At 72.3% G+C, this 12,125-nt stretch carries 11 protein-coding genes; 5 read left to right on the plus strand and 6 right to left on the minus strand.

Features of this window, described 5'->3' with window-relative positions:
- Positions 1–2 precede the first annotated feature (2 nt).
- The 4 genes from ACZ4SF_RS06870 to ACZ4SF_RS06885 form a co-directional block, all read right to left on the minus strand.
- On the minus strand, positions 3–1,481 hold the full coding sequence (locus ACZ4SF_RS06870) for a GntP family permease (RefSeq protein ID WP_468379241.1): 1,479 nt from the start codon (positions 1,479–1,481) through the stop codon (positions 3–5).
- A 108-nt stretch (positions 1,482–1,589) separates the two neighbouring features.
- On the minus strand, positions 1,590–2,000 hold the full coding sequence (locus tag ACZ4SF_RS06875) for a RidA family protein (RefSeq protein WP_468379244.1): 411 nt from the start codon (positions 1,998–2,000) through the stop codon (positions 1,590–1,592).
- A 60-nt stretch (positions 2,001–2,060) separates the two neighbouring features.
- Positions 2,061–2,825, minus strand: a complete 765-nt coding sequence (locus ACZ4SF_RS06880) for an IclR family transcriptional regulator (RefSeq protein ID WP_468379247.1) — start codon at positions 2,823–2,825, stop codon at positions 2,061–2,063.
- Entirely contained in the window at positions 2,822–3,829 is a 1,008-nt protein-coding gene (locus tag ACZ4SF_RS06885; protein WP_468379250.1) for a sugar kinase, read from the minus strand. The genes ACZ4SF_RS06880 and ACZ4SF_RS06885 overlap by 4 nt, the downstream gene beginning before the upstream one ends.
- Positions 3,830–4,008: 179 nt before the next feature.
- Here ACZ4SF_RS06885 and ACZ4SF_RS06890 point away from each other — a divergent pair, with 179 nt between their 5' ends.
- Both ACZ4SF_RS06890 and ACZ4SF_RS06895 read left to right on the plus strand, forming a co-directional pair.
- Positions 4,009–5,304, plus strand: a complete 1,296-nt coding sequence (locus ACZ4SF_RS06890; protein ID WP_468379253.1) for an alanine racemase — start codon at positions 4,009–4,011, stop codon at positions 5,302–5,304.
- 9 nt (positions 5,305–5,313) lie between these two features.
- On the plus strand, positions 5,314–6,939 hold the full coding sequence (locus ACZ4SF_RS06895) for an N-acyl-D-amino-acid deacylase family protein (protein ID WP_468379255.1): 1,626 nt from the start codon (positions 5,314–5,316) through the stop codon (positions 6,937–6,939).
- Between the two features lie 17 nt (positions 6,940–6,956).
- On the opposite strand, the gene ACZ4SF_RS06900 is transcribed toward ACZ4SF_RS06895, so the two are convergent.
- Together ACZ4SF_RS06900 and ACZ4SF_RS06905 are read right to left on the minus strand one after the other, a co-directional pair.
- Complete coding sequence (locus tag ACZ4SF_RS06900; protein WP_468379258.1) at positions 6,957–7,811, minus strand: S1 family peptidase; 855 nt, start codon at positions 7,809–7,811, stop codon at positions 6,957–6,959.
- A 333-nt stretch (positions 7,812–8,144) separates the two neighbouring features.
- Positions 8,145–8,897 (minus strand): hypothetical protein, encoded by a 753-nt coding sequence (locus ACZ4SF_RS06905; RefSeq protein ID WP_468379260.1) that lies wholly within the window; start codon positions 8,895–8,897, stop codon positions 8,145–8,147.
- 126 nt (positions 8,898–9,023) lie between these two features.
- Here ACZ4SF_RS06905 and ACZ4SF_RS06910 point away from each other — a divergent pair, with 126 nt between their 5' ends.
- The 3 genes from ACZ4SF_RS06910 to ACZ4SF_RS06920 all read left to right on the plus strand — a co-directional run bounded on the left by ACZ4SF_RS06910 (position 9,024) and on the right by ACZ4SF_RS06920 (position 12,115).
- Positions 9,024–10,235 (plus strand): pyridoxal phosphate-dependent aminotransferase, encoded by a 1,212-nt coding sequence (locus ACZ4SF_RS06910; RefSeq protein ID WP_468379262.1) that lies wholly within the window; start codon positions 9,024–9,026, stop codon positions 10,233–10,235.
- Between the two features lie 98 nt (positions 10,236–10,333).
- Positions 10,334–10,750, plus strand: coding sequence for an SCO4983 family protein (locus ACZ4SF_RS06915; protein WP_468379265.1), 417 nt, complete (start codon positions 10,334–10,336; stop codon positions 10,748–10,750).
- A gap of 288 nt (positions 10,751–11,038) precedes the next feature.
- Entirely contained in the window at positions 11,039–12,115 is a 1,077-nt protein-coding gene (locus ACZ4SF_RS06920; RefSeq protein ID WP_468379267.1) for a substrate-binding domain-containing protein, read from the plus strand.
- Positions 12,116–12,125 lie beyond the last annotated feature (10 nt).

Below are 12,125 nucleotides of genomic sequence, written 5' to 3' on the forward strand. Positions count from 1 at the left end.
AGTCAGCTCACGAACACGCTGACCACACCGGCCACGGCGAACCCCGCCACCGACAGCACCGATTCCAGGACCGTCCAGGTCCGCAGCGTGTCGCGTTCGCTGATGCCGAAGTACTTGGCCACCATCCAGAAGCCGCCGTCGTTGACGTGGGAGGCGAAGATGGAGCCCGCCGAGATGGCCATGATGACGAGGGCGACGAAGGCCTGGGAGTGGTCGCCCTCGGCGAGCAGCGGTGCCACGATGCCGGCCGTCGTCACGATCGCCACCGTGGCCGAGCCCTGGGCCACCCGCAGTACCAGCGAGATCAGGTACGCCAGCACGATCACCGGCAGGCCCACGTCGTGGAAGGTGTCCGACAGGGCCTGGGCGACGCCGCCGGCCTTCAGCACGGCACCGAAGATCCCGCCCGCGCCGACCACCAGCAGGATGTTGCCCACCGGCTTGAGGGAGGCGGTCGAGACCGTCTCCAGGGACCTGCGGGACCAGCCGCGGCGGATGCCGAGCAGGTAGTAGGCGAGGAACAGGGCGAGGGTGAGGGCGACGAAGGGGTTGCCGAAGAACTCCAGGACCGAGCGGCCCGGGGAGGGGTCCAGGGCGATGGAGGAGAAGGTCGCGGCCAGGATCAGCACCAGCGGCGTACCGATGATGGTGAGGACCGTGACGAGCGGCACCGGGTGCTCGGGCGGCTCCACGCCCTGCGCGCGCTGCTCCGCCACCACGGCCCGCTTCGCCTCCTGGGCCGCCTCGGCCATGTCCTGCGGTACGGCGACGAAGATCCGCTTTCCGGCCCGGGCGGAGAACGCCCAGGCGGCCAGGACGGCCGGGATGCCGCAGACGACGCCCATGAGGATGACCCAGCCGAGCTGGACGTGCAGCAGTCCGGCGGCGGCGACCGGGCCGGGGTGCGGCGGCAGGAAGGCGTGGGTCATGGACAGGCCCGCGAGGAGCGGCAGGCAGTAGAGGAGGATCGATTTTCCGCCGCGATTGGCCGCCGCGTAGACGATCGGGGCCAGGACGAAGATGCCGACGTCGAAGAAGACCGGGATGCCGAAGACCAGGCCGGTCAGGCCCATGGCGAGCGGGGCGCGGCGCTCGCCGAAGAGGCCCAGCAGGCGGGAGGCCAGCACCTCCGCCCCGCCGCTGACTTCGAGGATCGCGCCGAGCATGGTGCCGAGTCCGATGATGATCGCGACATGGCCGAGGATGCCGCCCATGCCGGACTCGATGGTGGAGACGGCGTCGGAGCGCTGGACCGTGCCGAAGAGTTCGGTGACCGAGAGGCCGGCCAGCAGGCCGACGGTTATGGAGACGGCGAGCAGGGCGACGAACGGCTGCAGCCTGACCTTGATGATCAGGAAGAGCAGGAGGGCGATGCCGAGGGCGGCGACCGTGAGGAGTCCGGGGGTGCCGTCGAGGAGGAGGAGCAGGCCGCCGGTGCGGGGTGGCGGGGCGGGGGTGGTCGCGGCGAGCGGGAAGGGCATGGAGGGGGTCCTCGGGGTAAGTGCATCGTGCTTTCGGGCAGGGGGGATCGCGGCACGGCGCCCGGAGGGGTGCCGTGCCGTGCGGGACGTACGGGAGTCGCGGTGGCGTCAGCCGAGTACGGCGAGCGCGTCGATCTCGATGAGGAGGCCAGCCGGCAGACCGACGTAGACCGTCGTGCGGGCGGCGGGCGGCTGGGTGAGGCCCTGCTCCTCGAAGTAGGCGTTGTAGATCTCGTTCATCTCGGCGAAGTGGTCCACGTCGGTGAGGTAGACGCGGATCATCATCACGTCGTCCCAGCCGGCGCCGCCTTCCTCCAGGATCGCCTTGACGTTGGCGAGGGTCTGGAGGGTCTGCTCGCGCAAGGTGGGGCCGGCGGGCGTCGGGGGCTTGCCCTCCTCGGCGGGCAGGAAGCCGACCTGGCCGGCGACCTGGAGGATGTTGCCCTTCTTCACGCCGTGCGAGAACTTCGCGGGCGGGGTGGTGTGGGTCTTCGGGGTGAGCGCGGTCTTCTCGGTCATGCGGGGGTGCCCTTCACTGGTGTTCCGGTCGTGCGAGAGTGCCCTGCACCGGCGTTCCGGTCATGCGGGGCTGCCCTTCACCGGCGTTCTTCCGGAGTACTCGCCGCTGATGGCGTCCGCCGTACGGCGCACCAGCGGGAGCAGGGTGAGGAGTTCCTCGGCGGTGACGACCACGTTCGGCGCGGAGACCGACATCGCGGCGACCACCCGGCCGTCGGCGCCGCGGACGGGGGCCGCGACGCAGTTGATGGACTCCTCGTGGCCACCGAGGTCGGTGGCCCAGCCCTGTTCGCGCACCGCGGCCAGTTCCTTGAGGAAGGCCTCGGCGTTCGGGGTCGAACGGGGCGTGTACGCGGGGTAGTCGAGCTGCTCGGCGAGGGTGCGGCGCTCGGGTCCGGGCAGGTCGGCGAGGAGGAGTTTGGCCACGGCGGCGACCGTGATGGCCACCGGCTTGCCGATCCGGGAGTACATGCGGACCGGGTAGCGGCTCTCGACCTTGTCGATGTAGAGCACCTCGTTCTCCTCGTACACGGCGAGGTGGACGGTGTGGCCGCAGCTCTCGTTGAGCCGTACGAGGTGGGGGTGGGCGATCTCGCGGATGTCCAGGTTCTCCATCGCCTCCTGGGCGAGGGCGAAGAGGCGGGCGCCGAGCCGGTAGCGCTGGTCGGACTGGCGGTAGACCAGGCCGTGTTCGTGCAGGGTGCGCAGCAGGCGGAGGGCCGTGGACTTGTGGACGCCGAGGCGGTCGGCGACCTGGCCGAGGTCGGCGGGGCCCTCGGCGAGCAGCGGCAGGATGCTCAGGGCGCGGTCGACGGTCTGACTCATGGGGTGATTGCCTCCTCCTGGGCCTGCTCGGCTCGGGTCCAGCCGGGGCCGAGTCGAAGTCTCCCCCATGCGTCGTCGTCCAGGGCGGCGAGGCGGTCGGCGTGGCTGCGGGCGGGGGGTGCGGTGAGGTCGCCGGGGTCGGTGAGGGTGGCAGCGGCCAGGAGGTGGCCGTACCGCAGGCGGGTCCTCAGGGGCAGGCCGCGGAGGGTGGCGGAGAGGAACCCGGCGGCGAAGGCGTCTCCGGCGCCGACGGTTGCCACGACGTCGACGGTGAGGGCCGGTTGGAAGGTGCCCGGTGCTGCCTGCCTCGCGAACGCCGTCGCCCCCCGCGCTCCCTGCTTGACCACCAGCACCGCCGGTTCCGGGAGAGCCGCACGGATGGCGTGCGGGCCGCCCGCGACGCCCCAGGCCTCCTCCGCCTCGTCCTCGCCCACGAAGACCAGGTCCGCGCTGCGGGCGAGGTCCAGCAGGAGCAGCGGGGCCTCGGGGGTCCGCCACAGTCCGGGGCGGTGGTTCACGTCGAAGGAGAGCAGGGGGCGGCCGGGGCCGGGTGCCGTCAGTGCGTGCAGGAGGTCCAGGCAGTCCGCCGAGAGTGCCGCCGTGATGCCGGACAGGTGCAGGACACGGGCCGTCCGTGCCGCCGCGAGGTCCACGTTCCGCGTGCTCATCGCCGAGGCCGCCGAGCCCGCGCGGTAGTACGCCACCTCGTGCGCGCCCGTGGCCCGGTCCTCGGCCGTGCGGAAGTACACGCCGGTCGAGCGGTCGGGGTCGCGGTGGACGGACGACACGTCGACGCCGTACCCGGCGATCCGCTCCACCAGATGGTCGCCGAAGCCGTCCGTGCCGACCCGGCTGATCCAGCGCGCGGTGTGGCCGAGGGCGGCCAGCATGCAGGCCACGTTGGACTCGGCGCCGCCGATGGCGCGGTGGAAGGAGGGGACGTCGGCGAGGCGTCCGGGGACGGTGGGAAGGAACGTGACCATGGACTCGCCGAGCGTCGCCATGTCCACGAGTTTCCCTGGGCGCGCAACGGCCGAGACGTAAGCAGCGTCGTCGATGATGACTCCTGTCGATATCCGGGGCGACGACTCCGTTGACCCGGTGTTCGGCGAGATGCTAGACACCAGTAAGCACTGGATGCAATGACCGTTGCACATATCGCAACGGCGTAGAGAGGGGCTCCATGAGCACCGAAGCGCAGGCCCGCTTGGCCGCGGAACGTCTCGCCGGCCTGGCCGGGGAACGTGTCGACCACCGCTTCAAGGGCCTCCCGCCGGACGCCGACGGCCTCACCGTCCGCGAACTGGCCGCCCAGCGCCGCAACCTCTTCCAGGAGGGCGACGGCTTCACCACCCCCGTCCTCGCCCTGTCCGCCGAGCGCCTGGAGCACAACCTCGCGCTGATGGAGACGTACACCTCCCGGCACGGCCTGGCCTTCGCCCCGCACGGCAAGACCTCGATGGCCCCGCAGCTCTTCCACCGCCAGATCGAGCACGGCGCCTGGGGGATCACGCTGGCGGTGCCGCACCAGGTGCGGGTCGCCCGGGCGTTCGGCATCCGGCGGGTCTTCCTCGCCAACGAGCTGGTGGACGCCCCCGCCCTGCGCTGGATCGCCGGTGAGCTGGCCGCCGATCCCGAGTTCCGCTTCATCTGCTACGTCGACTCCGTGCGCGGGGTCGAGCTGATGGACGCGGCCCTGCGCGGTGCCGCCCGCCCGGTGGACGTGGTCGTGGAGCTGGGCGCGGGCGAGGGGGCCCGGACCGGTGTACGCACGCAGGCGGACGCCCTGGCCGTCGCCGGTGCCGTGGCGGGCACGCCGACGCTGCGGCTCGTCGGCGTGGCCGGGTACGAGGCCCAGGTACCGGGCGCCACCCCGGCGCTGGTGCGCGGCTGGCTGGAGCGGCTGGTCGCGCTCGCCGCGGAGTTCGACAAGGCGGGGCGGTTCGCGGACACCCAGGAGATCGTGGTGAGCGCCGGCGGCAGCGAGTGGTTCGACGCGGTGGCCGACGTCTTCGCCGAGGTACCCGAACTCTCCGCCCCGGTCCTGAAGTTGCTCCGCTCCGGCGCCTACGTCTCGCACGACGACGTGCACTACCGCAGGCTGACCCCGTTCAACCGGGTGCCCGAGGAGGGCGCGCTGGAGCCCGCGTTCCGGCTGTGGGCCCAGGTGGTGTCCCGGCCGTCCCCGGCGGAGGCGTTCGTCAACGCGGGCAAGCGCGATGCCGCCTACGACCTCGACCACCCGGTGGCGCACGTGGTACGCCGCAACGGCACCGAGCACCCCGCCACCGGCATCGAGGTGACCGCCCTGTCCGACCAGCACCTGTGGCTGCGCACCGAGCCCGGAGCGCACGTGGAGGTCGGGGACTGGATCGGCTTCGGCCTCTCCCACCCGTGCACGTCCTTCGACAAGTGGCAGCTGATCCCGGTGGCCGAGGCCGACGGGACGGTCGTCGACTACATCCGCACGTTCTTCTAGGAGGCCCGCGTGGAGCAGCTCGTCGTCCGGGACGCGGACGTCGTCGACGGCAGCGGGGAGCCGTCGTACCGGGCCGACGTCGTGATCGACGGCGGCCGGATCGTCTCGATCGTCAAGGAGGCCGCCGCGGCGGGCTGCCAGCGGCCGCGTGCCGTGCGCGAGCTGGACGCCGAGGGCCTGGTCCTGTCCCCCGGCTTCATCGACATGCACGCCCACTCCGACCTTGCCCTGCTGCGCGACCCCGACCACAGCGCGAAGGCCGCCCAGGGGGTCACGCTCGAAGTCCTCGGGCAGGACGGGCTGTCGTACGCGCCGGTGGACGACCGCACGCTGGAGGGGGTGCGCCGGGCGATCACCGGCTGGAACGGATACGGCGACGACATCGACTTCGACTGGCGGTCGGTCGGCGAGTACCTGGACCGGCTCGACCGCGGGATCGACGGCCGCGGGATCGCCGTGAACGCGGCCTACCTCGTCCCGCAGGGCACGGTCCGGGCGCTCGCCGTCGGCTGGGAGGACCGCGAGGCGACGCCCGCGGAGCTGGACCGGATGCGGCGACTGGTGGCCGAGGGGCTGCAGCAGGGCGCGGTCGGACTGTCCTCGGGGCTCACGTACACGCCGGGCATGTACGCCCCGGACGCCGAACTGACCGAGCTGTGCCGGGTGGTGGCGTCGTACGGCGGCTACTACTGCCCCCACCACCGCTCCTACGGCGCCGGCGCCCTGGAGGCCTACGCCGCGATGGCCGCCGTGGCCCGGGAGGCGGGCTGCCCGCTGCACCTCGCGCACGCGACGATGAACTTCGGCGTGAACGAGGGCCGGGCGCCGGAGCTGCTGGCCCTGCTCGACCGGGCCCTGGACGCGGGCGCGGACATCACCCTGGACACCTATCCCTACACCCCGGGCTGCACCACCCTCGCCGCGCTGCTGCCGAGCTGGGCGAGCGCGGGCGGCCCGGAGGAGGTCCTGGCCCGGCTCACCGACCCGGCGACGGCCGAACGCATCCGGCACGACCTGGAGGTCACCGGCTCGGACGGCCACCACGGCGTGCCGGTGGACTGGGAGACGGTCGAGATCTCCGGCGTGAGCGACCCGGCCCTCGGCGACCTCGTGGGCCGTACGGTCCGGGAGGCTGCGGAGCAGCGGGGCGAGCCGGCGTGGACGACGGCCCGTCATCTCCTGGTGCGTGACCGGCTGGGCACGACGATCCTGCACCACGTCGGCCACGAGGAGAACGTCCGCACGATCATGCGGCACCGCACGCACACCGGCGGTTCCGACGGCATCCTGCAGGGCGCCAAGCCGCACCCGCGCGCGTACGGCACCTTTCCGCGCTATCTCGGCCACTACGTGCGGGAGTCGGGCCTGCTGACGCTGGAGGAGTGCGTCGCCCACCTCACCGGGCGGCCCGCGGCCCGGCTGCGTCTGCCGGACCGCGGTCTGGTGCGTGAGGGGTACCGGGCCGACCTGGTCCTGTTCGACCCGGACACGGTCGCGCCCGGCGCCACCTTCGCCGAGCCACGTGCTCTGCCGGCCGGCATCCCGCACGTGCTGATCGACGGCCGGTTCGTCGTCGAGGACGGGAAGCGGACGGACGTCCTGGCGGGGCGGGCGGTCCGGCGTACCCCCGTGTGACCGCCCGCCGCCGGTGGTTACGGCTTGGGCAGGGTGCAGCCGGCGGCGCTCAGGTTGAGCTTGTTGCCGGTGGTGAAGCAGGCCGGGATGTTGTAGGTCTCCTGGGCGTAGTTGATGCCCTGTCGGACGGTGACGTTGCCGTTCGCGTCGACCTCGCACGGGTTGTTCACCGTGCACCGCTCGCCGTCCTCGTTGCCGGTGTTGTTCACGGCGACGACCTTGCCGGTGGCGGTGTCGATGACCGGGGAGCCCGAGGTGCCGCCGATGGTGTTGCAGGCGGAGGTGTAGCGGACCGAGTCCTTGAAGGTCCAGTCGCCCTCCTTCAGCCGGTACACGAAGCCGTCGACGTTGCAGCTGTAGATGCGCTTCCAGTAGCCGGAGACCACCTTGATGGCGGTGCCGGCGGTGGGGTGCGTGTCCTGCACGGTGAGCGGGCTGATGCCGTACGAGTTCTTGATCGCCGCGTACGTGGTGGTGGTGCGGTAGATCGTGACGTCCGTGTCCGTCATGGTCGAGTAGACGACCTGGTTGGCGCGGAGGGTCCCGATCCTGGTGCCGGAGGCGTTCAGCAGGCCGAAGGAACGGCTGGACGACTGGCCGGTGATGACCTCACCGGCGTCCGGCATGCCGGTCTCCAGGCAGTGGCCGTTGGTCAGCACGAGCGCCGGGTCGGTGTCCGTGGAGCTGGGGAAGCGGATGACGGATCCGGAGCAGTTGCTGAGCGAGACGGTGCCGGCGAAGTTGACGGTCACCGCCTTGGCGGAGTGCGGGGCGGAGGCCTGGGCGGCGCTGTGCGGTGCGGCGATCGCAGGGGCCGCGCCGAGCCCGGCTATCGCCAGGGAGGAGAGCGCGGCAAGGAGAGGCTTGTTCATGTGGGGGTCCCCTCTTACGACTTGGGCGACCGGAAAACTTCCGGCCGCCCACTCGGTTGTCATGCGCATTCTCAGCGCTTGGAGGGGCCGGGACAAGAAGCCGAGTCAGGTCATAGGGGTTTCCCTGTGCGCCGGCACTCGGTGCGGGCGCACCGGATCGCGGCGGGCGTGACCCCGGCTGGGGTTCCCCGGTGCGCCGGCACTCGGTGCGGGCGCACCGGATCGCGGCGGGCGTGACCCCGGCCGCGGTTTCGCTGTGCGCCGGCACTCGGGGCGGGCGCCCCCGGGTTCGGCGGCCGGGGACCGTACCGCGGATTTCCTTCGCGCCGGCGCTCAGCCCGGGCGGTTCTTGTCGCGACCGTGGCCGTGTCCCCTGCCGGCGGGGGTGGCCGACGGCGACACCGTCGGCTCGGCGGTCGTCTGCGCCGGCGTCGGGGCGCCGGACTCCGACGCGGCCGGCGCCGAGGTCGTGGCCGCCGGACCGCCGCCCGTGCCGCCGCCCGCGCCGCCCGCGCCGCTCTCGGTGGCACGGACGGCCGGGGACGCGGCCGGGCCGGAGGGCGCGCCGGAACCACCGTCGGCGGCCGGGTCCGCCGTGGCCGGGGATGCGGTGTCCGTGCTCGGGCTCGCCGGACTCGAACCGGTTCCTGCGACGCCTCCGCGGTCTCCGGGACGCGCCCCGTCCGGGGAGTCCGAGCCGCCCAGTGCGGCGAGCGCCGCCACGGTCCCGGCCACGGCCACGCCCAGGGCTCCGGCGACGACCGCGACCCGGCGGCGACCGCCGCTGCGCCGCTCCGCCCGCCGCCGCTCCGCCCGGCCCGCGCCGGGCTCACGCGGCACGGCGGCAGCCGTCGGTGCGGTCCCCTCCGCCGCCCGGGCCCCCTCGGACAGCGCGGACAGCGCAGGCAGCTCGCGCGTCTCGTCGTACGCGTTCTGCCAGCCGTGTGCCGTGGCCGGGTCGGCGTACTCCTCGTAGGCCGGGGCCGGAGCCGGCTGCGGCTGGTACACGTTCGGCCGGATCCCGGGCGTGCCACCCTCTCCGTGCATGCCGAACGCCCCCACCTCGTACTCCCGTTCCGTGGACATGCCAGCGGATTCTAGGGACGCAAGTGACTCCTGAGACAGCTGAAGGCGATATCCGGGCAAACCTTCGTGTCTCACGTGGCGGAAAACACGACCCGGGCGGCATGACCGGGCCGTAAGCTCACGCACATGCAGGTGATCCAGTCGACCAAGCTCGCCAACGTCTGTTACGAGATCCGGGGCCCGGTGCTCGAGGAGGCGATGCGGCTGGAGGCGGCCGGTCACCGCATCCTCAAGCTGAACACCGGCAACCCGGCCGCGTTCGGCTTCGAGTGCCCGCCGGAGATCCTGGAGGACATCCTCCGCAACGTCTCCAGCGCGCACGGCTACGGCGACGCCAAGGGCCTGCTGGCCGCCCGCCGCGCGGTCGTCATGCACAACCAGACCATCGGCATCGAGACGGACGTCGAGCACGTCTTCATCGGCAACGGCGTCTCCGAGCTGATCGTGATGGCGATGCAGGGCCTGCTGGACGACGGCGACGAGGTCCTCGTACCGTCCCCGGACTACCCGCTGTGGACCGCGGCGGTCTCCCTCTCGGGCGGCACCGCCGTCCACTACCGCTGCGACGAGCAGTCCGACTGGATGCCCGACCTCGCCGACATCGAGCGCAAGGTGACCGACCGCACCAAGGCGATCGTGATCATCAACCCGAACAACCCGACGGGCGCCGTCTACGACGAGGCGGTGCTCAGGGGCCTGACGGACATCGCGCGCCGGCACAATCTGCTGGTCTGCTCGGACGAGATCTACGACAAGATCCTCTACGACGGCGCCACGCACACCCCGACCGCGAAGGTCGCCCCCGATCTGCTGACCCTCACCTTCAACGGCATGTCGAAGGCGTACCGGGTGGCCGGTTACCGCGTCGGCTGGATGTCCGTCTCCGGCCCGCGCGCCCACGCCGACTCCTACCTCGAGGGCCTGACGATCCTCGCGAACATGCGGCTGTGCGCGAACATGCCGGGCCAGCACGGGGTGGTCGCCGCGCTCGGCGGACGCCAGTCGATCAACGACCTGGTGCTGCCGGGCGGACGGCTGAAGGAACAGCTGGACGTCGCCTACGAGCTGCTCACCCAGATCCCGGGCGTGAGCTGCGTACGGCCCAAGGGTGCGCTGTACCTCTTCCCGCGGCTCGACCCGCAGGTCTTCAAGGTCAGGGACGACCGGCAGCTGGTGCTGGACCTGCTGCGACAGGAAAAGATCATGGTGGTGCAGGGCACGGGCTTCAACTGGCCCGAGCCGGATCACTTCCGGGTGGTGACCCTGCCGTCGGTCGGTGATCTGCGGGACGCGGTGACCAGGATCGGGAACTTCCTGGACGGCTACAGCCAGCCGTAGCGGACGGAGACCGGCGGACCGCAATCCGTGACCCGGCTCAACTTTAGACGAAATCCAAGCTAAGATGGCTTCCTGTAGAGCACAGGAGGCCGTCACCCATGTACGAACCGATCCGCGCCAAGTCGGTCCACACGACGGCCGGCACCCCCTCCGACTACCCTCACCGGTCGCGCGAGGAGGAGCTGGACATCCAGCTCGCCGGGCATCTCGCCGCGCTGCTCGCGGCCACCGACGAGCTGCGCGCCCTGACACCGTCCGCCGACCTGGACACGGCCGCGCAGCGCCTTGCGGAGCAGGTGGCCCGGCTGCGGGGAGGACGTACGCCGCTGCGGGCGGCGGCGGCCGCGACGGGTGACCCGGCCGCACTGCACCGGCGCGCCCACACGCTCGCCGGCCGTGCGCTGGTGGTCGCCGCGTCCCGCGCGGACACGGCGGTGGCGATCCTCACGGCCGAGCGGATGGACGCGCACGCCGCCGCGTTGCCGGAGCCGAAGGAACTCAGCACCGCCCACTGACCCCTGCGGGGTCCCCCGATCGGCCCCGGTCCGCGTGCACCGCAGCGACGCGCGGACCGGGCGCCACACACTGCGCCGGCTCCGGCCCACCGTGCGTCTCGCCGTAGGTGTCCTCCTCGTCCCGCGGCTGCCGGGTGTCCGTGCTTGCTCGCGCCCACGCGGCGGAGCCGCACATCGGCCCGGGCCCGCACCCCCTTCGAGGCGCGTTGCAGGTCCGGGGCCGGTATGTCACCCCCCGTTCACCGGCCACCTCGGGGAATGTTGGGTTCCGCGAGCACGCTCCCCCGCGTGAGACGTATCGCAGGAATCGTCCTCGCGGTCCTGTTGCTCGGTGGCGTGGTGGCCGCCGTCGTCGCGGGCCGGCAAGCGGAGGACACGGGCACGGCAACGAAGACCGTGCGTGGAGTGATCGGATCGGAGAAGGCCGACTTCTTCGCCGATCCCGATGTGGTGAAGGCCCTCGCCGCCAAGGGCTACACCGTGAAGGCCGAGGCCTCCGGGTCCTGGGCCATGGAGGGGCTGGACCTCAAGGGGTACGACTTCGCCTTCCCGTCCAGCCAGGCGCCCGCCGACCAGCTGGCCGAGAAGTACCACGCGCAGGAGCCGCTGCCCCGGCCCTTCTACTCGCCGCTCGTCGTCGTGGCCCACCGCAGCGCGGCCGGCGTGCTCGCGGCGGGCGGACTCGCGGCCCTGGACGGCAAGAGCCGCGGCACGCTGAAGATGCGCGCCTACCTGGACGCCGCCCGGCAGGACCGGACCTGGCAGCAGCTGAAGGGGGCCACGAAGTACGGCGAGCTGACCGGGGCGCTGTACATCGCCAGCACCGACCCCGAGACCTCCAACTCCGGTGCCCTGTACCTCGCGGCCTCCTCCTACGTCGCCAACGGCGGCAAGGTCGTCACGGGCAGGGCCGGCCTGGAGCGCACCGCTCCCCTGCTGCGCAAACTGGTCAGCGTCCAGGGCGCCCAGCAGTCCAGCTCGGACGCGGTGTTCCGGGACTTCGTCAGCGGCGCCGGGAACCCGCTGGTGCTGGTGTACGAGTCGCAGGTCGCCGCGCTGCTCGCGGAGCAGCACGGGGTGGACGACCTCGTGGTGCTGTACCCGGACACCACCGTCAACAGCGACCACACCGTCGTACCGCTCGACGCGGACGGCCGGGCGTTCGGCGAACTGCTCGGCACCGACCCGACCCTGCGCAAGCTCGCCGTCCGGCACGGCTTCCGGCCGCAGGGCGACGCCGCCGAATTCGTCGCGGCCACCGGCGACCGCGCCGCCTACCTCAACCAGAAGCTCACCGGCGTCCGGCAGGCGCCCGTGCCCACCTCCGGGGTGCTGCACGAGATGGCCCGCCGGGCCCGCGGATGACGGGGGACCA

Source organism: Streptomyces sp. NPDC027663 (assembly GCF_055566415.1).

Bases quoted from the DNA above. Each gene is read 5' to 3' on its own strand.
- ACZ4SF_RS06870 (WP_468379241.1), bottom strand. From the start codon at position 1,481: ATGCCCTTCCCGCTCGCCGCGACCACCCCCGCCCCGCCACCCCGCACC.
- ACZ4SF_RS06875 (WP_468379244.1), bottom strand. From the start codon at position 2,000: ATGACCGAGAAGACCGCGCTCACCCCGAAGACCCACACCACCCCGCCC.
- ACZ4SF_RS06880 (WP_468379247.1), bottom strand. From the start codon at position 2,825: ATGAGTCAGACCGTCGACCGCGCCCTGAGCATCCTGCCGCTGCTCGCC.
- ACZ4SF_RS06885 (WP_468379250.1), bottom strand. From the start codon at position 3,829: ATGGCGACGCTCGGCGAGTCCATGGTCACGTTCCTTCCCACCGTCCCC.
- ACZ4SF_RS06890 (WP_468379253.1), top strand. From the start codon at position 4,009: ATGAGCACCGAAGCGCAGGCCCGCTTGGCCGCGGAACGTCTCGCCGGC.
- ACZ4SF_RS06900 (WP_468379258.1), bottom strand. From the start codon at position 7,811: ATGAACAAGCCTCTCCTTGCCGCGCTCTCCTCCCTGGCGATAGCCGGG.
- ACZ4SF_RS06905 (WP_468379260.1), bottom strand. From the start codon at position 8,897: ATGTCCACGGAACGGGAGTACGAGGTGGGGGCGTTCGGCATGCACGGA.
- ACZ4SF_RS06910 (WP_468379262.1), top strand. From the start codon at position 9,024: ATGCAGGTGATCCAGTCGACCAAGCTCGCCAACGTCTGTTACGAGATC.
- ACZ4SF_RS06915 (WP_468379265.1), top strand. From the start codon at position 10,334: ATGTACGAACCGATCCGCGCCAAGTCGGTCCACACGACGGCCGGCACC.